21 protein-coding genes and 1 pseudogene are annotated in these 21733 nt (G+C 39.3%); 16 read left to right on the top strand and 6 right to left on the bottom strand.

Translation table 11 applies throughout. The features are described from left to right. Positions 1–8: 8 nt before the first annotated feature. The 4 genes from KZP23_RS13245 to KZP23_RS13230 form a co-directional block, all read right to left on the bottom strand. A complete protein-coding gene (locus tag KZP23_RS13245) occupies positions 9–3368 on the bottom strand; it encodes a SusC/RagA family TonB-linked outer membrane protein (protein ID WP_226332196.1) in 3360 nt (1119 codons plus the stop codon). A gap of 145 nt (positions 3369–3513) precedes the next feature. Further along, positions 3514–4497 (bottom strand): FecR family protein, encoded by a 984-nt coding sequence (locus KZP23_RS13240; RefSeq protein WP_226332195.1) that lies wholly within the window; start codon positions 4495–4497, stop codon positions 3514–3516. Between the two features lie 235 nt (positions 4498–4732). Next, positions 4733–5326 (bottom strand): RNA polymerase sigma factor, encoded by a 594-nt coding sequence (locus KZP23_RS13235; protein ID WP_226332194.1) that lies wholly within the window; start codon positions 5324–5326, stop codon positions 4733–4735. Between the two features lie 297 nt (positions 5327–5623). Then, positions 5624–6604 (bottom strand): GlxA family transcriptional regulator, encoded by a 981-nt coding sequence (locus tag KZP23_RS13230; RefSeq protein WP_226332193.1) that lies wholly within the window; start codon positions 6602–6604, stop codon positions 5624–5626. A 319-nt stretch (positions 6605–6923) separates the two neighbouring features. Between KZP23_RS13230 and KZP23_RS13225 the strand changes: the two genes are divergently transcribed. Genes KZP23_RS13225 through KZP23_RS23035 form a run of 5 tightly spaced genes read left to right on the top strand, consistent with a single transcriptional unit; the run spans position 6924 to position 8704 of the window. Continuing rightward, on the top strand, positions 6924–7334 hold the full coding sequence (locus KZP23_RS13225; protein WP_226332192.1) for a VOC family protein: 411 nt from the start codon (positions 6924–6926) through the stop codon (positions 7332–7334). Positions 7335–7344: 10 nt separating this feature from the next. After that, a complete protein-coding gene (locus KZP23_RS13220; protein WP_226332191.1) occupies positions 7345–7794 on the top strand; it encodes an SRPBCC family protein in 450 nt (149 codons plus the stop codon). 34 nt (positions 7795–7828) lie between these two features. Next, positions 7829–8254, top strand: a complete 426-nt coding sequence (locus KZP23_RS13215; RefSeq protein ID WP_226332190.1) for a VOC family protein — start codon at positions 7829–7831, stop codon at positions 8252–8254. A 39-nt stretch (positions 8255–8293) separates the two neighbouring features. Beyond that, complete coding sequence (locus tag KZP23_RS13210; RefSeq protein WP_226332189.1) at positions 8294–8521, top strand: hypothetical protein; 228 nt, start codon at positions 8294–8296, stop codon at positions 8519–8521. Positions 8522–8572: 51 nt separating this feature from the next. Then, the gene (locus KZP23_RS23035; protein WP_262904656.1) at positions 8573–8704 is read left to right on the top strand and encodes a hypothetical protein; all 132 of its coding nucleotides are present in this window, start codon (positions 8573–8575) and stop codon (positions 8702–8704) included. Here KZP23_RS23035 and KZP23_RS13205 read toward each other — a convergent pair. Next, complete coding sequence (locus tag KZP23_RS13205; protein ID WP_226332188.1) at positions 8701–9603, bottom strand: LysR family transcriptional regulator; 903 nt, start codon at positions 9601–9603, stop codon at positions 8701–8703. The two genes, KZP23_RS23035 and KZP23_RS13205, sit on opposite strands and share 4 nt — an antisense overlap. 102 nt (positions 9604–9705) lie before the next feature. Between KZP23_RS13205 and KZP23_RS13200 the strand changes: the two genes are divergently transcribed. The 4 genes from KZP23_RS13200 (at position 9706) to KZP23_RS13185 (ending at position 12361) form a co-directional block, all read left to right on the top strand. After that, positions 9706–10332, top strand: coding sequence for a LysE family translocator (locus KZP23_RS13200; RefSeq protein ID WP_226332187.1), 627 nt, complete (start codon positions 9706–9708; stop codon positions 10330–10332). A 664-nt stretch (positions 10333–10996) separates the two neighbouring features. Continuing rightward, positions 10997–11398 (top strand): DoxX family membrane protein, encoded by a 402-nt coding sequence (locus KZP23_RS13195; RefSeq protein ID WP_226332186.1) that lies wholly within the window; start codon positions 10997–10999, stop codon positions 11396–11398. 2 nt (positions 11399–11400) lie between these two features. Then, on the top strand, positions 11401–11817 hold the full coding sequence (locus KZP23_RS13190) for a sulfur reduction protein DsrE (protein WP_226332185.1): 417 nt from the start codon (positions 11401–11403) through the stop codon (positions 11815–11817). A 19-nt stretch (positions 11818–11836) separates the two neighbouring features. After that, positions 11837–12361, top strand: a complete 525-nt coding sequence (locus KZP23_RS13185) for a TlpA family protein disulfide reductase (RefSeq protein ID WP_226332184.1) — start codon at positions 11837–11839, stop codon at positions 12359–12361. A 229-nt stretch (positions 12362–12590) separates the two neighbouring features. On the opposite strand, the gene KZP23_RS13180 is transcribed toward KZP23_RS13185, so the two are convergent. Beyond that, positions 12591–12785: a P-loop NTPase family protein gene (locus KZP23_RS13180; RefSeq protein ID WP_226332183.1), complete on the bottom strand. Its 195-nt coding sequence runs from the start codon at positions 12783–12785 to the stop codon at positions 12591–12593. A 56-nt stretch (positions 12786–12841) separates the two neighbouring features. On the opposite strand from KZP23_RS13180, the gene KZP23_RS13175 reads away from it, so the two are divergent. The 7 genes and pseudogenes from KZP23_RS13175 to KZP23_RS13145 all read left to right on the top strand — a co-directional run bounded on the left by KZP23_RS13175 (position 12842) and on the right by KZP23_RS13145 (position 21442). Further along, positions 12842–13444, top strand: a complete 603-nt coding sequence (locus tag KZP23_RS13175) for a MerC domain-containing protein (protein ID WP_317197994.1) — start codon at positions 12842–12844, stop codon at positions 13442–13444. Between the two features lie 3 nt (positions 13445–13447). After that, positions 13448–14641, top strand: a complete 1194-nt coding sequence (locus KZP23_RS13170; RefSeq protein ID WP_226332181.1) for a GTP-binding protein — start codon at positions 13448–13450, stop codon at positions 14639–14641. A 60-nt stretch (positions 14642–14701) separates the two neighbouring features. Next, positions 14702–15195: pseudogene (locus KZP23_RS13165) on the top strand (GTP-binding protein); the annotation flags it as partial. Then, positions 15187–15669: a CobW C-terminal domain-containing protein gene (locus KZP23_RS13160; RefSeq protein ID WP_394370982.1), complete on the top strand. Its 483-nt coding sequence runs from the start codon at positions 15187–15189 to the stop codon at positions 15667–15669. The pseudogene KZP23_RS13165 and the gene KZP23_RS13160, both read left to right, overlap by 9 nt. A gap of 67 nt (positions 15670–15736) precedes the next feature. After that, positions 15737–17371, top strand: a complete 1635-nt coding sequence (locus KZP23_RS13155; protein WP_226332180.1) for a tetratricopeptide repeat protein — start codon at positions 15737–15739, stop codon at positions 17369–17371. A gap of 192 nt (positions 17372–17563) precedes the next feature. After that, complete coding sequence (locus KZP23_RS13150) at positions 17564–18649, top strand: phytase (protein WP_226332179.1); 1086 nt, start codon at positions 17564–17566, stop codon at positions 18647–18649. Between the two features lie 18 nt (positions 18650–18667). Then, positions 18668–21442 carry a TonB-dependent receptor gene (locus KZP23_RS13145; RefSeq protein ID WP_226332178.1) on the top strand — a complete coding sequence of 925 codons (2775 nt, stop codon included), beginning with the start codon at positions 18668–18670 and terminating at the stop codon, positions 21440–21442. Positions 21443–21733: the final 291 nt, after the last annotated feature.

Here is a 21733-nt window from a genome sequence, read left to right as displayed (position 1 = left end):
ATAGGTAATTAGAAATTGATATTAGCTCCTATGGAAAAGGATTTCATGATCGGGTACCTAAATCCATTATTGGAGCCCAATTCAGGATCCCAAAGGTCAAACTTGGAAAAAGTAGCTAAGTTGTTTCCCCTGACAAACACCCTAGCATGCCCCAGCTTGGCCTTGCTTAACATTTGCTTCGAGAAGTTATAACCCAATTCTACATTTCTTAACCTGACCATGCTCATATCCCTCAACCACCATGTGGAAGCCTGGTTATTATTGGTATGGACATAATCGGCTAGCCTGGGCCAAAAAACATCCTGCCGGGGATTTTCCACTGTCCATCGGTCATCCACATTGGAAAATATATTCCCCAAAGCGCCAGCTCCGGACCCTGGAATGAAATAGGTTGTTCCATCTCCAATGACCCGCCATGTTCTGGAATTTGCCTGAAAAAACAGTCCAAAATCAAAATTTTTGTACCGGATATTCGAACCAAAACCGTAAACCATCTGCGGATCTACTGTGCCTCCAATGGCGGTTTTGTCCAAATCATTGATCACACCATCATCATTCAAATCTTTGTAACGGATATCTCCTGGTCGTACCAATCCATAAGTTTGACTGGGAATATTTTCCATTAATATACCTTCTTCCACATCCAAGAAATCCTCTTCTTTGAAAAGTCCCTCTGCTATCAGTCCAAACAATTGTCCTACAGGCTGTCCGGTAGAAGACCTAGGCGTTCCTACAACAGAGCTGGGCTCATCCTGCTCGATGATTTTATTCTTGGCATAAGTAAATGTACCCCTTACGGACACATAGACATTGGGAGAAACTTGCTTGCTGTAATCCAAGGACATGTCTATGCCCTTATTATTTACTTTTCCGAAGTTAGCCCATGGCGTGTTGATATAACCTGCAGAACCTGGAATGGTCCTTCTTTGCATAAAAATATCTCTTCGCTGTTCTTTAAAAAGATCCACCCTAAGATCAAGACTATTCCACAGTCCTAATTCAATGCCTATATTGGATTTCATCACGGTCTCCCAAGTAAGGTTTTCGACTCCATAATCCCCCTCTCTTCGTCCTGATCTGCTGTAATTGTTTTCTATACCCCAAGAATACCCGCCTGTATCTCCAATCGTGGTAATATAGGCAAACCTTCTGCCATCTATCTGGTCATTTCCAACCAAGCCCATGGATGCCCTTAATTTCAACTTAGACAAAGTCTCTTTGTAGGGAGTAAGGAAATCCTCTTCACTAACCACCCATCCCACTGCCACTGAAGGGAAGAAGCCAAAGCGCTGCCCCTTGGCAAAATTCTCTGAACCATTGTACCCAAAGTTCACCTCAGCGATATAACGGCGATCGTAAGAATAAGAAAGTCGCCCTGCTATACCTTGGGTCCTAAATGGCAAACGATCGCCACTATCATAATGCCGCTGATTATACATAAACATGGCATCCACATAGTGCTTTTCAAAGTTTCTTCTATAATTCAAGTTTCCTTCCAAATACACACTTTTATTGCCCCAATCGGAACCTGTACTATAGCCCAAAAAATCTTGGCCGTATTGATAGATGACCAAATCAAGCGTACCATCCTCATTTCTACCTGTAGCTGGATTATAATAATCAGGAGACTTACTTCGGGAAACACTATTTCCGGAATAACGGTCAAAAGAAAAGCTCAGTTTCATCTCCAAGCCCTCTGTAATATCACTTAAGTCCTGCTCCAAAGAAAACAAAGACTCCAATTTACTGGAACTGTGCCTTTCATAACCTCTTTGAGTAGCCAGTGCCCAGGGATTGCTCCTTTGTGGAGTTACCGGGATCTCCCCTGAAGAATACTGTGTGGGATGAACATAAGGAGGAATTTCAAAAGCTTTGTTAAATAGATCATCAATGGACTGTGGGGGCGTATTCCTGTCCTGAAGATAACCACCGATATTTACACGCATCAGGGTTGTTGGTGTAACATTGAGGTCGATATTTGACCTGACATTATATCTTCTCAATTTAATGGAAGAGTCCCAGCTCTGACTTTCATCTCGACTAAGGATACCATCCTCACCATAGTAAGAACCTACAAAAGCATATTTTAACACATCACTACCTCCTGAAACAGTCAAGTTCACCCTATTATTAGAGGCATAGTCTCTGGTAATCTCATCCAGCCAATTCACATCAGGACTGAGATCAGGATCGGCTCCACTTCTGATTTCCTCGATCTTTTCTTCCGAAAAAAGCTTGGGCTTGCCAGACTCTTCTGATATGCTGTTCAAGACACCTAAATAATCCGCTGCACCTACAAAATCAGGCAATTTTACCGGTTGGGTGATCCCCCTTTCGTAACGTATGTCAACTGTCGGCTTACCTACATGTCCCCGCTTGGTATTGATAATGATCACGCCATTGGCTCCACGTACCCCGTAAACCGCACTAGCCGCTGCGTCTTTTAGGATAGAAAAGGACGCTATTTCGGCGGGATCGATATTGTCCAATGAACGCTGTACACCATCCACCAAAATCAAAGGGCTACGATTCCCAGCAAAAGTAGAAATCCCTCTAATCCAAAATTGGGAATTGTCATATCCTGGTTCTCCAGAACGCTGGGCAGCAATCACCCCTGATAATTGTCCTGCGAGATTATTACTCAAAGACCTAGAGGTTCCTAACTGTAGTTTGTCAGGTTTGATAGTGGTCACAGAACCGACCACGGAATATTCCTTCTGGGTACCAAAGCCCACTACTACCACTTCATCCAAGGATTCTGCATTGACCTCTAATACCACATTGATCTCACTTTGTGCACCCACCACTACTTTCTTGGTCTCAAAACCAATATAGCTAAAGATAAGGGTCTTCCCCTGGTCCACATCAATAGAATAACTACCGTCAATATCGGTGACAGTTCCTTTGTTGGGTTCGCCCTCTATCAAAACAGAAGCCCCTGGCAGTGGTTCTCCGTTGGTATCTGATACAATTCCTGATATAGCTGATTTCTCTACAGCAGTGACTTCTGCTGACTTTTTATGAATGATCACATGCTTACCTTTCTCCTCTCCCTGCAATTGAAGGTCATCCAGGATATTTTGTAATGAAGAATTAGTAAAGTTCTTAGTGACTTTCACCTTATGATTACCGATTTCATTCGGATCATACACAAATGTCAAATCGGTCTTTTTCTCTATCAAACTCAAAACATCCTCAGTGGACTTGCCTGCTGCATCAATACTGATCTGAACATTCTTAAGTTGTTGGGCCTTGACTTCACTCATTGAACTGTGAACAAAAATCAAAAAGGCCAAGGTTATTAAAATTGATATTGGTTTTCCACCGATCTTCCAGTGGAAGACATCAACCTGTCGAATTTTTTCCATAAATTTGGTAGGGTTTAAATTGTTAATTTTTAGACTGGATCTTTGGGATCGTAATTGGCGTTATTTCCCCAAAGACTTAAAGCTGGGCTTCTTATGGAGCCCGGTTTTGTTTTTTAGGATTAAACATATTTTTTATTTTGGTTCATCATCTATTGTTATCCATAATGACTATTTGATCTTCCTGATCATCATATTCCAGGTCATGAAGAATACAGAGAATATCTACGATGCCTTCAATCCCCTGTCCCTTCTCAAAACTGCCCTTGATAAGTAAACTTTGATTGACTCCTTCCCCAATTACAAGCTTCTTCACAAAAGTCCTATTAAGTATATTGGCTACCTCTTTTAAAGAATGCTCACTGAACATAATCTTTCCATCAATCCAGGAGTCCACATGCGCTGTATTTGATTGAAAAAATTCATTGCTCTCCTTATCATAGGTAATTTGCTGTCCTTTTATAATCCTCCCAAATAACTGGTTTCCTTTGCCTACAGCTACCTTTCCAGATGCCACTGCCACCTCCACTTGTCCTGCATCACTATAATCTTTAATATTAAATGATGTTCCCAAGACACTGACCTTAACTCCATTTTCTGTTAGAACAGTAAAAGGCCTTGCTTCATCTCTCTGCACATCAAAAAATGCCTCTCCGTCTAATGAAACCTCCCTCGAATCAGCAGAGAATTCTTCTGGTATCCTGAGCACACTGACTGAATTTAAGACTACCAATGATTGGTCCGGCAGGACAATTTCCCTGATCTCCCCCACCTTCGTACTGTATTCCAATATTTTCTCATCATCTACCTGTATATATTGGAATAGCAAAAACGTGGACATCAAGAAAATGATCATCGCTGCTGCTATTTTCACCAAAGGCAACACCTTTATGTCTTTGGTTTTGGAGTTGTCCAATGCTTGTGGGACTTCCTTAGATAAAAGCCTTCTTTCCAAAAGGCTCAGTTCACTTTGGTCCATGTCATCTATGAAACCAGCAAGGTGATCCAAAAACTCATCAGCTTCTTGCTCATTGGCATTTTTATACCATTGAATCAATCTCTCCCGCTCTGCTTCAGATGCCTTTCCTTCGGAATACCTCGATAAAAGCTCTTTTAATTCTGATCTATTCATTTTCTTATTGTTACTACTAATACGATTTAGGATATATTATCCCCCCATTAAAAGGCACTTTATTTTCAAATTTTAAAAACAAGTGTCCAAGTAAATACCAAAGTGAGGAAAAGAAATGTTTAAAGGGAAAATGATTGCCTGTACTCAACAACAAAATAATACCTAGAAAAAACTAAGCTTAAACCCGAATTATGCATTTTCAGTCCGTAATAGATAAGCTAATTCATATTTCGGGTTAAAAGTATAGAACACACCAAGCTATAAAGTAGGGTACAGTATATCCTGCGTGTTCCTGCAAGTAATCTTTAATCATTTGGGTAGACTTGGCCATGTGCCTCTCTATGGCTTTTGGAGTGGTTCCGAACTTCATTGCTATTTCAGAATAGCTAAGCTGTTCATACCTGCTGAGTTTAAAAATTTCCCGTTTTTTTTCAGGGAGTTGGTCCAAGGCTTTGTCCATGACCAATTTCAGTTCATTAAAATATACTGTCTCCATAGTGACAGTACCGGAAGGATCTTTAGCCAACACGCTTCTTTCCTGATAGGCATTTCTTATAGCGTTTTTTCTAAAATGATCGTTTACCAGGTTTTTCGCAATTTGTCTCACAAAACCCTTCAGTGAATGTATCTCTTTAAGTTGATTTCTTTTCTCCCATAATCTGGCAAAAGTCTCTTGGGCAATATCCTCAGAAAGGCCCTTGTCCTTTGAAATAAAAAGTACAAAAACGAAAACCTTTTTATAATAACTATCATAAAATGACGTAAACGCCTCTCTGTCTCCATTTCTAATGGATGAGATCAAGCAATTTTCAGGACTACGTACGCTCATTTGTCGAGAGTTAACACACAAAATTTAATACTGTAACAAAGACGCTCAATTTATACATAAAACCATATACAAAACAAACAGCAAAACTTATCCTTGCCCATCTATCAATTCAAGCCATAATTTTACCAATTATCCAATTATAAAGCAAAGATTATTGTTGAGTTGCTACTGTTGGAAAGGACCTTCAAAAACAAAATATTAATCATATCAGTCACCAGCCCCTACTATCCTATTCATAAGGTGCTATCAAAAGACCATACTATAAAAATATAATTTGGGAGGCCAATGAGAAAAGTATCAAACCAATGTTATTCTGCAGTACCTGTTTAAATATTCCGTTGGGGTCATATCCGTGAATTTCTTGAACACATCCCTAAAGGCCTTGGGATCAGTATAGCCTACTTGGTACATGACCTCGTTTATGGTCATTCTTCCTTCTTCGAGTTCTTTTTTTGCAGCTTCCACTTTTACCCGCTGTAGATATTCTATCACTGTATTTGAAGTTGCTTTTTTGAATCTTCTCTCAAATGTGCGCCTACTCACTGCCACCCTATCGGACAGCTGATCTACCGTTATCTTTTTGGTATAATTTTCTTCAATAAACTCTTGGGAGTCCAATATTTCACTGTCTTGATGGGATTTTTGCCCCTTAAAAATAATGAAAGGAGACTGGCTATTCCTACTTATGTCTATCTCGAAAATCTTGGATGACAAAACTGCCATTTTCCTGCCTGCAAACTTCTCAATAAGATAAAGGTTTAGATTTAGAGAAGAGTATGCTCCTCCACTGGTGTACAGACCGTTTTCATCGGTGATAATCTTGTCATCGGTCAAATTTACATTGGGAAACATCTCTTTGAACTGGGAAGACGCTAACCAATGTGTGGCACAGTCACGGCCATTCAACAGCCCAGTACTGGCCAGTAAAAATGCACCTATGCAAAGACTGGCGATTTCTGCCCCTTTATGATATTGATTCTTTAGCCAGGGAACAAATACCTGATTCTTCTCTATGACTTTTTGATAATCCCCGTGAATAGCTGGAATAATGATCAAATCAGTACGCTCAATCTCCCCAATGGTTGTATTGGGCTGAATACTGAAGACACCGTTACTCAAGCTTGCCCCTTTGTGCGCTCCCACAAGTTCTGTCTTAAACATTGCCGACCTTCCTGATTTTAGCAGTGCATCATTGGCCATATTGAACATCTTATAGGTGGCTTCCAGGTTGCTAAGGCTTGAATCTCCATCAGGTACGAGTATTGAAATATGCTTCATAATATTCAAAATTTTATCCAAACAAAGGAATGCATGCTTTACTACAATATTAAAGTAATTCACTGTCGTAATCAACCCTTTATAATGACGTAAACGCACCTTTGAATTCTCCCCAAACCCCTATACCTTTATTAACCAGACAATTGCAAAAATCATTATTCACATAGCCTAAGGAAATGTCCATCCAATATTCCAAATCAAGAAGCCATTCAAAAACACTAAAATGAAAACCGTTACTACAGATATAAATACAAATAACCAAATAGACTGCTCTTTAATTTATGCTAACAAATACACCTAAAACAACCAAAGTAAAATCATGAAGACAATTTGGCTAAACCTCCCAGTAAAGGACATTAAGAAATCCAGGGATTTTTTCAAAGCTATTGGCTTTAAAGAAAATCCAATGCACGAGAATGCCGAACATTTGGCTAGTTTCCTCATAGGGGAACACAATTTTGTGATGATGCTTTTTCCTGAAAAGGATTTTAAGCGATTTACAAACAACGAAGTTTCCGACACCCAAAAAGGCTCAGAAATACTGTTGAACATTGATGCTCAGAGCAAGTCTGAGGTAGATACCATGGCGAATACAGTACGCATTGCGGGCGGAAAAATATTTGCCGAACCTGGAGAATCCCAAGGCTGGATGTATGCTTTTGGCTTTGAGGATATCGACGGACACCGTTGGAGTATGTTATACATGGATATGGAAAAAATACCGAAATAAAATTTCAGCTATGAAAATGACCAAACAGAACTTTAAAATAACCATCAATGCCAATCCTGAACAAGTATGGAAGGTACTTTGGGACAATGACTCGTATCGTCGGTGGGCAGCGGAATTTTCCGAAGGATCCTATGCCGCAACCGACTGGAAAGCGGGAAGTAAAGCACTATTCCTTGGGCCTGATGAAACAGGAATGGTCAGTAAAATACAAGCCAATATTCCCTTTAAATATATGTCCATAGAACATTTGGGCATAGTGGAAAATGATAAAGAAGACACCTCAAGTCCGGAAGCAAGAAAATGGGCCGGTGCTATGGAAAACTACACCTTGACCAATCCAGAAGTAGGAAAAACTGTACTCAGTGTCGACATGGACATCCTTGATTCATTTCTAGACTACTTTGTCGAAACTTGGCCAAAAGCACTTCAAAAGGTTAAAGAATTGGCAGAAAAACCTTAACTCTTCAATCAATAAAACTAAAAACACTAAAACTATGCAAGTTAACCCTTATTTAAATTTCGATGGCACTGCTGAAGAAGCTTTTAAATTCTATAAATCCGTTTTCGGAGGAGAATTTATTACCCATATCAGAATGAACGAAGCTCCAGATAGCGAAAAGCTATCGAAAGATGAGCAATCCCGCACCATGCATATTTCCTTGCCCATTGGCACTGACACCATTCTGATGGCTTCAGATATCCTTCCCTCCATGGGACATACCTTAAAGCAGGGAAATAATTCATATTTATCTATCCACCCCAACAGCAAAGAAGAAGCAGACCGATTATTTGATGGACTTTCTAAAGACGGCATAATAGAAATGCCCATGGAAGATCAATTTTGGGGAGATTATTTTGGAAGCTTCGTTGATAAATATGGCATTCACTGGATGATCAATTACAATAAGGACAATAGCTAATTCCTCTTCTTTCAAACTGTAAAATCAGTAATCAATTACATGGTAGAAGTATTCAAAACAAGCGTAAAAGCCGTTGAGGACAAACAATTCCTTTTGGACAAACTCCAAAAGGAATTTCCTCATTATAAAATCAATTTTGATATGGAAGACTGTGATAAAATTCTCCGTATTGAAACCATTGAACCTGACATCAATTCCCTGTCCATCATTGAACTTATGAACAGATATGGATTCAAAATAGAAATATTACAGGATGAACTACCTTGAAAATCATTCCTACTAAGGTTTTTCAGGACTCTTTTCATCCAAACCTAAAACATGGACAAGACTAAAAGACAGGAAACGGACTTTCCAATTCCTGCCTATATTGGGTATGGTGGTTTATCCTCTAAGTTCAACCAACGAATTTTTCAATGCCTTTTGAAAACACTTGGCATTGCTGCAATTTAAGGCAAATTGTTTCCATTAATATCCCAATCGGCAGCTACTTCCTTCGAGAGTTCTATTACATTTTTCAAGATAGCCCTATTGTCATTCTTTCTCCAATTGACAAATAAACGTACCTCTTCAGGTAAACTGATAAACCTTACATTGGCTCTTGCGGCAAATTTAAAAGAATAAGGAAGAATCGAAATGCCCAAGCCCTTAGCCACCAAATTCAATATCATTCCTCCAAAATCTGATTCAATATGGATATTGGGTTCAAAATTATATTTATGGAACATACCTCGTAACAAGGAGGCAAAATAGGTGCTATGGTGAAGCCCAGATAGGATAAACTTTTCGTCTTTCAACTCCTCTAGACTGGTGAAATCCTCCTCTTTCATCCAATGTCCTTCAGGAACTACCAAACAAATACTTTCAGAAAACAAGGGCAATGTTATGATGCCCATATTTTGAATTTTATCCCTACTCAGGGCCAGGTCAATATGGTAATCCAGCAATAATTTTTCTTGACTGATATCCACCGGTTCCATGAGTTCCACCTTCAGTTTTGGTAAACTATTGGCTAGTTTATCCAGTAATGAGGGTAAAAAAACATAAGCTATTGAACCGGGATAACTTATACTGATTCTCCCGGACTTCCCTTCGCCTATGGTCTTAGTGTGTTGGTGGGTTCTATCTATCTCATCAAGGAGCTGCTCCCATCTTTCTTTAAAAAAAACTCCTGCATCTGTAAGTTTCACATTTCTTTTGTTTCGCTCAAAAAGCTTTGTTCCAACTTCTTCTTCCAGTGCCTGAATTTTTCGACTGAGTGAGGATTGTGTGATATAAACCTGCTCTGCGGTCTTCCAAAAATGTAATTCTTTGGCAAGTACCAGAAAATAGCGAATCTGCTGTAGGTCCATTAATTCATTTTTAGCATTAATACATTCGAATTTAACATTTTAAAGAACCAAAACCTGCTATTTATTTGCAACAAATACAAAATAAGGATAACACAAAGATTTATGGGCATCATCAATTATAGTACATTTATCGCTACAGCCACTTTTTTCATCATGACACCGGGCATAGATACCATGTTCGTATTAAAAAAATCCATTGGAGAGGGAAGGCGGTCCGGAATCTACTCAACTATAGGAATTAATTCCGGAATCATCCTACATACCTTCTTGGCAGCTATTGGCCTGAGCAGTATGCTCCTTAAATACCCCACAGCTTTTGAAGTAATTAAATACTTGGGCGCTATATATATTATCTACATGGGATTCTCAAGTATTATCAGCAAGGAGCCAATGATAAGTCTTGAAAACAACTCCTCTAAGAGTTCAAGCAAAAACAATAGCTTTATAAGTGGGCTGGTCACTAATATACTAAATCCCAAGAATGCCATGTTCTTTTTGGCTTTGTTTCCCCAGTTTATTAACCGGGAAAATCTAAAAGATCCTTTACCCTTCTTTCAGCTTGGATTAACCTACGCCCTGATCGGCTGCATTTGGTATAGCCTCTTGACCGTTTTTGCCGGGACATTTTCTACAAAGATCAAAGAAAGTCCAAATGCCGATCGCTGGCTCAAAAAATTATCAGGAATAGTATTCATTGTTTTGGGCTTACAACTAGCCTCCGGCTATTAAATAATGACAGAAAACTAAATACCGAATTAATTTACCCAACAAAGCGACTAACTATACAGCAGCCCTGACTTAGGGGAATTCAATTAATATAAATGAGGATCATTAAAACATCTGCCTTAAAAAATAATGATCTATTGACCAGTTTTTATGTGACTTTTATTACAGAGATTTACTATTTGGCTAAATACCTTTGAAGGATGGTGTTGCTACAGAAGCATATATCTTGGTTATTGTTAAGCCTTTTTCTCTTGTTTTCAGGAGGACCAGGTCAAAATCCCCTTATGATTGCCAGTGTACTTTCTGGTAATCAATTTAAGATAGAAAGAAACTGTTCAAACCCAAAGCAAGGCCTCACTTCATCAAATAAAGACGAAAACCAATCCCAACAACAAAAGCATTCTCAGACTGAATCAAATTCAGGTTACTGTACAAATGTTCCTATGTATATCCTCACAGGATATTCTTTCTGTCTGACAGGAGTTTTTAATCCTGTTTTTCACCAAACAGTCTATCAAGAACACAGCTTGGAGCTTTTTTTAAACCCTAGTGCTCCACCTCCTAAAAGTTTGATCTAATCACAATATGTTGAAGTCTATATTTTGAGCCCTTGCGCTTATAAAAGACTTTTCCGCTATCATTCTTTATTGGATCAAACTTACTATTTATGAACCAAACCATTCCGGTAAGGGCATCCTCAGTTCTAGTACTGCGGATACTCCTGAGCGGCATCTTTCTGGTAGCTTCTACAAACCATTTAATGGAAGTCGAAGCTATCAAAAAAAGAATAGGTACTGCTGCATTTAAAGATTTTGCCTATTTATTTGGTGAACCAGAGACCTTGATCATCCTTTCGGGAGTAATAATGCTCCTGGCAGGTATTTTACTCCTATTGGGAATCAATACCCGATGGTCAAGCCTTGTCTTATTATTGGTTTTGCTACCAATCACCATCACGATACAAATAGGACAAATCTCCACTCTTGGCCCCTTATTCAAAAACATCGCCATCATGGGGGGACTACTATTCTTTATCATCAACCCAAATTTCAAAAAAGAAAAACCATAATAATGAAAAATCCATTGAAAAGTCTATTACTGTTTTTGATACTGACAGTATGGGGCATCACCAGTGCGCATGCCCAAAACACTCATTCCGATGCTAAATTTGATTATGTAGTGCTTACAAAAAAAATAGCACAGCTTCAGCCCATCCTTATGGCTGCGGAAAGTTTATCAAAAGAATCATCCTTCGGGAGTTTTGAAGTCATCATCTGCGGCAAAGAAGTAGTGGAACTAAAGGACCACCATAAAATGAAAGCGTATATCGATAAGGCCAACGAATTAGGCGTCAAACTAAATGCCTGTGGCTTCTCCTTAAAAAAATTCGGTGTGGCCCCTGAAGAGGTCTCATTAAACATCGTGGACAATGGGATTCTTTATAATCTCAAACTACAACAAAAAGGCTTCATTAGCCTGGAACTTTAATCATCAAAGAAATTTAACAATGAAAAAGAACATAAATTATCTCCTAGCAGCTTTTATCATTGCTGTGACAATATCTGCCTTTGTCTTACCTAAGTCAAAGAGCTCATCAATAGGTTTAGAAAAAGACAACGAACCAAGCCCTTCCTTGAACTTGGTGGACAAAAATGGTGAAGCAATCCAATTAAAGGATTTCAAAGGAAAAGTGGTTGTATTAAACCTTTGGGCCAGCTGGTGCCCCCCCTGTATTGCAGAGATGCCTAGTCTCGAAAAGTTTTACAATCAAATGGATACCGAGGAAATAGCGCTTATTATGCTTTCTTTGGACAGAGATTTTGACAAATCTATCGCATTTATGGATAAAAAGGCCTACAAAATGCCTTACTATAAACCAACTTCTCCACTCCCTGCTCCATTTGCTGTCAATGCTATTCCGGCCACTTTCATCATCAATAAAAAAGGAGAGCTTGTGGGCTTACACTCAGGCATGACCGACTTTATGTCGGCGGGCTTTTTAGATGAAATCAAATCAGCATCAGCTCAATAATAAGGTGAGAAAAAATGTATCAATCGTATCTGAATGGTTGAATCACTAAAATATGCTTGAATTTAGGCATTTGACAACCTAAAGGATTACGCATTCTAAATAAACCAAATAGCTCAACGAAAGAGACACCTTCTCGATTTGTTGAGCTATTTTTTCTTGTTAAGTACTGTTTCATTCTTTCTCCTGCACACTATTCTCATCACATTTTTAAATAGGCTCCATCAGAGAGCTACTTAGTAATCCCCACATTGCTTTCACTAAAAACATCCAATTTCTTACCTACCAACATGGTAATACCTGATTTCCAAATCTCAACATTACCTGTTTTGGATTTCATAAGTCCCGCGATCAAATGTAAAAATGTGTACTTGCCCATTCCTGATTCCCCCAAAATCAACCATTCCATCTTGAACCAATAAGTCATAAAATCCAAAGTGTTAGTGCTTACTATATTCAAATGATACAGAATGTGTAGTGAGCATGTTTTTTAATATTTGGATGATACAAATAAAGAGACACAACTCTTTATTTGCAATACTGTTGCATTTAATACTCTCAATAATTAATATTGCAACACAATTGCATGTAATATCGAATTCTATGAAAATCTCTTTTATAATCCCTCATCTAGATTTCATTGGTTGTTTAGTTTCACTCACTTGTGCCCTCCATTGTGCATTGCTTCCCGTCTTGGTAAGCACACTGCCACTTATGGGCTTAGGTTTCCTCATGAATCATTGGATTGAATATTCAGTCACTATTTTTGGCTTTTTCCTGGCCGTCTTCGCCTTGTCCCACGGATACAGGCACCATCACCATAAAATGTCGCCCCTTTTATTAACCACATTGGGATTTGGCATTATTCTCACCGGAATGATATTCGGACACCATACCTCAGAACATATCACCTTACCTACTGGTCCTTTTCAAATGACCAAAATCCATACAGATTCAATAGTGTTCATGGAATATTTCATCACTCCCTTAGGAGCCATGGTGGTAGGTCTTGGACACCTCATCAATTGGTTTTATATCCGGAAATCAACAAAAGGCGGTTACGCCGATAACAACATAACATTATAAAAAATGGAAAAAAGAATCCCTGTAACAGTGCTAAGTGGCTTTTTGGGTGCTGGGAAGACCACCTTGCTCAACCATATTCTTCAAAACAGAGAAGGGTACAAAGTCGCTGTCATCGTAAATGATATGAGTGAAGTAAATGTGGATGCAAAACTGGTCCAAAATGAAGTAAAACTTAGCAGAACCGAAGAAAAACTCATAGAGATGTCCAATGGTTGTATCTGTTGTACATTGAGAGAGGACCTCATTGAGGAAGTTCAAAAACTGGTCCTCCAAAGAAAATTCGATTACCTGCTTATTGAGAGCACCGGAATATCAGAACCCATTCCTGTGGCCCAGACCTTTTCTTTCGAAACAGGTGATCGTCTAATGGACCTTTACCATATCAGCAGGCTGGATACTATGGTGACGGTCGTCGACGCATTTAATTTTTTTAAGGACTTTGGCTCGGCAGAGACCATTATTGATCGCCAAATGACAGATGATCCAGAAGATGCTCGGTCAATTGTCAATTTACTGACAGATCAGGTGGAATTCGCCAATGTGATCATATTAAATAAAACCGATCTGGTTACTGATGAGCAAATTAAGCTTTTGGAAGGCTTATTGATCAAACTCAACCCAGAAGCCAAAATCATACGGACATCCTTTGGCAAAGTACCTCCCCAAGAAATAATGGACACAGGCTTATTTGACTATTACAAAGCTGAACAAGCCGTTGGCTGGCTTAAGGAACTGAACAAGGAACATGTGCCAGAAACAGAAGCGTATGGCATCAGCAGTTTTGTTTTCAGACATCACAGGCCATTCCACCCCGATAGATTTTGGAACTATATCCGCCATTCATGGCCAAGTAATATCGTAAGAAGCAAGGGGCTATTTTGGCTAGCATCCAGACCAAACCAAGCATTGCTTTGGAGTCAGGCCGGTGGATCATTAAAGGCAGAAATATTTGGGACTTGGTGGGCCGCATATACAGAAAAAGAACGTCTTAACCATCCTAGCTATATTGAAAATCGCGAATTAATCGCCCAAAAGTGGGATAAATTATATGGAGACCGGATGAATGAACTGGTGCTCATCGGACAACAATTGGATGAAAAAGCCATCACAAATGAATTAAGAAAATGCTTGGTTCAAGAGGATGAATCCCAGCACTTTTCCTATTTAGACCTGCAGAAAGACGAATGGCCTTTATAATGGGCCTAAATCCCATTAATCCAATCAACAAATTATACCTGACCTTCAACCGTAATTCCAATGTTACTATCACCCCCAATCAAAAAGACCAAGGTTTATTTATTGACCGGATTTTTAGGAGCAGGTAAGACCACCGCACTAAACAGCATTTTACAGAACAAAAAAACGAAGTAAATATCATTATCGAAAATGAATTCGGCAAAGTATCCATTGACTCCCACTTGGTGGACCACCAGTACACTTCTCTTTTTGAAATGAACAATGGCTGCATTTGCTGTTCTTTGGATAATGAACTCGTAGATGTCTTGGCTTCCATTCTTAATGCCAAAATACTGCCCGACAATTTATTCATTGAGGCATCTGGTGTCGCTGACCCAGGAGAAATAGCAGCTATTTTTCAGCAAATGGAAATTGCCGATTTTTTCCACCTTCAGCAGGTCATCTGCGTGGTTGACACTACCGTGGTGGAAGACTGGATAAAGGATATCCCCGAAGTAGGTCGACAGCTAACAGCTGCTGATTTGATTGTGCTCAACAAAAAGTCAATGGTCTCTCCTGCTTACCTTTCTGAGCTAGGCAAAATGATACAAAACACCAATTCCCTTGCCAAGCTTTTAATGACTGATCATGGAAAAATCCCCGTTGAACTACTTTCAGAAAGGAAAAGCCCTTGGTATCCGGTCACTTCCATTCCAAATATGAGAGAAAAGTCCCAACATCCTTTAAAAAGCATGTTCTTTGAAGTGGAAAAACTTATCGATCGGGAAATGCTCCTCAACCAACTTACCCTTTCCTTATTCCTAAGTTATCATCAACTGTACAGAATGAAAGGCTTGGTATGGCTCTCCGATCGAAAGGAACTTCATATAGTTCAAACACATGGAAAACAAGTTTATCTGGCACCTTTGAAAGGAGAAACAAGACTACCCTATCCAAAATCCCAATTGGTTTTTATTGGAAAAGACTTAAACCGTAAATCCATAGATAAAATAATCAACCGAACATTGGCCAAAGACTTAAAAACTTAATGAAAAGGAAACTTTTCCATAACCTATATTATCCATTCAAGGCTGATATTAGTTGGTTATGAAAAAAATGCCCCTAATTATAACTACTTACCTGGTCCTTTTGGCCGTTTTTATCCTGAAATCCAATGCACAAAGCCCACAACAGGCAATAAAAAAACTGGATGCAGCAGAACAGCTTGCTAAAAGCAACCCCGAAGAGGCCTTTGTTTTGGCCAATCGGGTTTTGGAGGAAAGTCAGCTCAATCAAATAGACACCCTAATAGGTCGAGCACAACTGATCCGGGGAAAAATCCTTTTGAAGTTTGGCTTATACCAACCAGCATCCGAAGCATTATATGAAGCTGAACATCTTTTTGAATCCAAGCAGGTGTCCTTGAAATTGGCACAAGTAAACAATGCTTTGGGTGAAGTCTATTATAAAATCAAAACAGTAGAAGAAGCCCTGATCCGGCATGAGAAAGCGCTAAGCATCTATCAAAAACTACATCATAGAGAGGGGGAAGCAGAAACCAAAAGTTTTATCGGTGGGATGTATGAAAAGTTGGGCAATTACCCAAAGGCCTTAACCTATCAGCGTGAAGCACTTCTGTTGTTTAAAGACCTGGACTTAAAAAGTCACTTGGCTTTTGTCAGGGAAAATATGGGAAGCATCTTTGAAGATTTGGAGCAGTATGATTCAGCCTATTCTAATTTTCAAAAGGCTTATGACATCAACCTGTCTATCGGAGATAGTCTCCGGCTAGTAGGCAACTTAAATAACCTTGGAGATATTTTCAGAAAAACAAGAGAACCAGAAAAAGGCTTGACTTATTCAAGAAAAGCTGCCGAAATAAGCGCCCGATTAGGTTTTTTAGACCAACAAAACAGTGCTATCGTGGATATTTCAAAAGCCTATGCCGAAATCCGCGATTTCGAAAATGCCTATAAATACCTGGAGCAGAGCCGCCAACTAAGTGAAGTCGTCTATTCTGAAGAATCCGCCAGACAAATCGCTATTCAAGAAGCACAAAACCACCTTTACACCAAAAACCAACAAATCAAACAACTCGAGCAAAGTCGTGATTTTGACTCAAAGGTAAAATGGCTGTTGGTCTTTTTGGTAATCCTACTCTGTATCTTGGGCTGGGTGATATTCAACAGACAACAACTTAAAATCAAAAGTAATAAGGAAATGCTGGAACAGCATGAAGAAATCCTTCAAGTAAAGGAACAATTGATCGCTACCGAAAAGGAAAACAGACACTTGCTTGAATTAAAAATGGAAACAGAGGAACAAGCACACTCTAAGTCACTGACAGCACAAACACTCCACCTAATCGATAAGAACCAAATGCTCGAGGGCATTCAAGTCAAATTGAAAAATATCCTTGAAGAAAACCCTAAAGAACAAAAGAAGAAAATCAGGAACCTGATCAAAGAGATCGATTTTAATTTTTCACATGATACGGATTGGGATGACTTCAAGCAGAATTTCGAAAAGGTCCATCAAGATTTCTTCCGGAATATTCAAAATAAAACGGGAAGACTGACTCCCGCTGAATTAAAACTCGCCAGTCTCATGCGGCTCAATTTGAGTTCCAAAGAGATTGCTTCTTCCTTAGGTATCTCCATGGATAGTCTTAGAATCTCCCGTTATCGCCTACGCAAAAAATTAAACCTTGAAAAGGGGGATAGCTTACAGCAATTTATTCTTTGTATATAGTTTACAATTTATTAACCCCTTCGTAACAAAAAGTAAAACACTGATAACCAATAACTTAATATAGGTAACAGAATTTCTGTATAGGTTTTGTTAACGGTCATTTTTTGCATTGTTGCTCAATTGATTATAGTCATTTCTAGTCATCAATAATTGCCCTCCCTAACATTGCAGCATCAAAATCTTTTAAATCTTATGTCAAGAAGCAAACTAATGAATGGGCTTTGGGCACTTGGTATTATTGCCGGAGCATGTAATGGTCGAAGCCAATCGAATGAAAAAGTTACAGTACCAAACTTGGTCAAACCAATGTATATCACGGACCAAGTCATCCATGATACAGATGACCCTGCTATCTGGATAAACCCCATAGATCCAGGCCAAAGTCTGATCATTGGGACGGACAAGGACGCCGAAGGAGCACTTTATGTTTTTGACCTAAAAGGCAAAGCCATTGACTCACTAATTGTAAGAAATATCCAGCGCCCCAATAACGTAGATGTAGGATATGGCCTAGAATTAGGAGACCGAACCGTTGACTTTGCTGTTACAGGTGAACGCATGACTTCAAAACTTCGATTTTTCAGTCTTCCCGGCATGGAAGAAATCAATGCGGGCGGAATAGAAATCTTCCAGGATGAAGCAGGACCGGAATACAGGGATTTGATGGGGGTGGCTATTTACAAAAATCCTCAAAACGGCAAACAATACGTAATAGCTGGTAGAAAAAACGGGCCTCAGGATGGTACCTACTTATGGCAATATGAAATCAAAAACCAGGACGGCAAATTAGTCCTTGACTTGGTCCGCAAATTCGGAGAATTCAGTGGAAATAAAGAAATCGAAGCTATCGCCGTGGACAATGAATTGGGATACATCTATTATTCAGATGAAGGTGTAGGAGTAAGAAAATACCATGCAGACCCTGAAAAGGGAAATCAGCAATTGGCCCTCTTTGCCACAGAAGGCTTCACCAAAGATCATGAAGGGATTAGTTTATACAAATTGGATGGAAAAACAGGTTATATCTTGGTTTCTGATCAAGAAGCCAATCTATTCCATGTTTTTCCAAGAGAAGGTACTTCGGCCAATCCTCATGAGCACCATTTGATCACCAAGATACCCACTAGCACCATTTCCAGTGACGGTTCTGAAACCATCAGCCTAGCCTTAGGATCCGATTTCCCTAAGGGAATTTTTGTGGCCATGTCAGATGACAAAACCTTCCAAATTTACAAATGGGAAGACATGGCCGGAGACATCCTAAAATCAAAAAATTAATCCTTCAATCTCACCATCATGAAAAAATCATTACTGAAAACTTTTATCCTGATAGCTGCCATTTGCATGAGCCATCAATCAGTTTGGGCACAAGGGATATTACGCGGCAAGGTCATCGATGCCCAAAATCTTTCCATGCCTGGAGCCAATGTGATCTTACAAAAAACCACCATGGGTACAGTGACCAATCAAATGGGGGATTACGCCATTGTGGATTTACCGGCAGGGAATTATGAAGTTGCAGTTTCCTATTTGGGATACGGCTCTGTTGTCCATACTGCCAAAATCGAAGAAGGAAAAACGACCGTTTTAAATTTCAAATTAGATCAAAAAACCATTGAAAGTATGGAATTTGTGGTCATGGGAGATAGGTTAAAAGGACAAGCAAAAGCCCTGAACCAGCAAAAAAACAATTCAAATATCACCAATATCGTTTCTTCAGATCAGATTGGCAGGTTTCCGGATGCCAATATCGGTGATGCATTAAAGCGAATCCCTGGCATAACCATGCAGAATGACCAAGGTGAAGCACGTGATATCATTATTCGCGGGATGGCGCCTCATTTAAATTCTGTAACTTTAAATGGGGAAAGAATCCCATCAGCAGAAGGGGATAACAGAAGAGTGCAAATGGATTTGATCCCATCAGATATGATCCAAACCATCGAAGTCAATAAGGCGGTTTTGCCCAGCATGGATGCGGACGCTATTGGTGGGGCAGTAAACTTGGTGACCCGAAAGGCTCCCAATGGACTAAGGGTTTCAGGTACAGCCGGTTCAGGAGTGAATTTATTATCTGACAAACCTATATGGACCGGGGCAATGATCGTTGGAGATCGGTTTTTTGGAGGCAAATTAGGTGCTATCGTCTCGGCATCTTATAATAGTCATGATTTTGGTTCTGAGAATATAGAATCTGTATGGTATGATTCTGATAATGGCGTAGCTCTTGAAGAGTTTGAAATGAGAAAATACTTGGTAAAAAGAGTACGACGATCAGTTTCATTGGCCTTGGATTATGAAATCAACCCCAACCACACCCTTCTTTTTTCAAGTATGTACAATCACAGGGATGATTGGGAAAACCGCTTTGCGATGAAAGTGGACAAGTTAGATGATGTTTTTGATGATGGTGATTTTGAAAAAGTATCGGAAGGTATATTTACCTCCTCCGGTGCTCGGGTAGAGTATGAGACAAAAGGAGGAATAGATGCTAATAGGAACAAAGCTAGAAGACTGGAAGATCAAAGGGTGAAAAATTTCACTTTAGGAGGGGACCATCTATTCAACAAATTGAAAATGGATTGGTCAGCAACTTATGCCAAAGCATCTGAAGAGCGACCCAATGAAAGATATATTGCTTACCGGAAAGAAGATCAAAACGTTAATATTGATATCAGAAATCCAAGAAAGCCTTATGCTGTCTTATCTAATTTATCAGACAACTTATCCTTTGAATTAGACAACCTTTCTGAAGAGTATCAATATACATTTGATGAAGACATTAATGCCAAATTAGACTTTAAATTACCCTATAATGATAAAGGGATATTGCAGTTTGGCGGGCGTTACAGAGGAAAATACAAAAATAGGAGCAACAACTATTATGAATATGCGCCTTTGGATGAAAATGCATTTGGTACTAGCCTGGGAGACATAAATTATACCGATCGATCAGATGCTACATTTATGCCTGGCAGCCAGTACCAAATCGGCACCTTTGCGGACCCACAATTTCTGGGAGAACTGGACTTAAATGATCCGAGCAAATTCGAAGGTGAGCTGATCTATGAAGAGTTTTTGCCAAGCAACTACACCGCTAATGAAACCATTACAGCAGCTTATGTAATGGCTGATCACCAGCTTACTGAAAAATTATCCACAATCGTCGGATTGAGATGGGAACACACAAAAATTGATTATACGGGCAATCTTTACGACGTGGATAATGAGACTTTCAGCCAAGCGAGTCAAAAAGACAGCTATGCGAACTTTATGCCTGGAATCCATTTAAAATATGATGCTGCTCAAAACACCATCTTTAGGTTTGCCTGGACGAATACCATTGCCCGACCTAATTACTACGATTTGGTTCCTTATGCTGAGTATGTAGCAGAGGATGATGAATTGTCAAGAGGAAACCCGGACCTACTTCCTACAGTTGCCATGAATTTTGATTTAATGGCCGAAAAGTATTTTGATAATGTAGGCTTGATTTCCTTAGGAGGGTTTTATAAGGATATCGACCAATTTGTCTATGAGAAAACAGACCTTAACTATAACGATCCTGTATTTGGAGATGGACTGGAATACACCAGACCTGAAAATGGTGGAACGGCAGCGGTATACGGTTTAGAAGCATCCATACAGAAGCAAATCTGGAAAGGACTCGGTATCTACCTGAATTATACCTTTACACAATCCGAAACCACTGGTATAGAAGGCAGGGAAGATGATAACCTCAAACTTCCAGGAACTGCCCAGCATATGTTCAACGCTTCACTTTCCTATGAAACCAAGAAATTGGTATTGAGAGCATCCTTTAATTACGCAGGCGATTATTTGGATGAATTAGGTGGAGAAGAATTTGAAGACAGGTACTACGACGAGCAATTGTTTTTGGATGTGAATGCCTCTTACGCTCTCACACCTAAATGGAGACTGTTCTTTGATGGTAATAACCTGACCAATCAGCCACTCAGGTACTATCAAGGAATTCGCTCAAGAACTATGCAAGAAGAATATTATAATGCCCGCTTGAACTTTGGCTTAAAATTCGATTTGTTTGAATAATCTACAAGAGCACCTTTAGCATTAAATCAAAACCTTTTGGCCATCCAGAAATCACTTTCCGGATGGCCAATGTTTTTTAACTCTCATTTTTCTTCACTTTGGGGCTTTTCTATATAGCAAAAGTACTGCTCGTGGCTACTATTTTCATAATTTATCCATTCCCAAAAGTCCCCCGCTAGATTTGTCCGTAAAATCCACTTACCTGGCTAACTTCCCGCTATTAATATCATAACAAAAAAGTAAAAGTACTATTGCGGAAAATACTGCCAAAAAAGTGAAAATTGCTCCCAA

This window comes from Echinicola marina (assembly GCF_020463795.1).
Taxonomy (GTDB): domain Bacteria; phylum Bacteroidota; class Bacteroidia; order Cytophagales; family Cyclobacteriaceae; genus Echinicola; species Echinicola marina.
The sequence above is the reverse complement of the archived record's forward strand: the minus strand, read 5'-3'. Positions and strand labels throughout refer to the sequence as shown.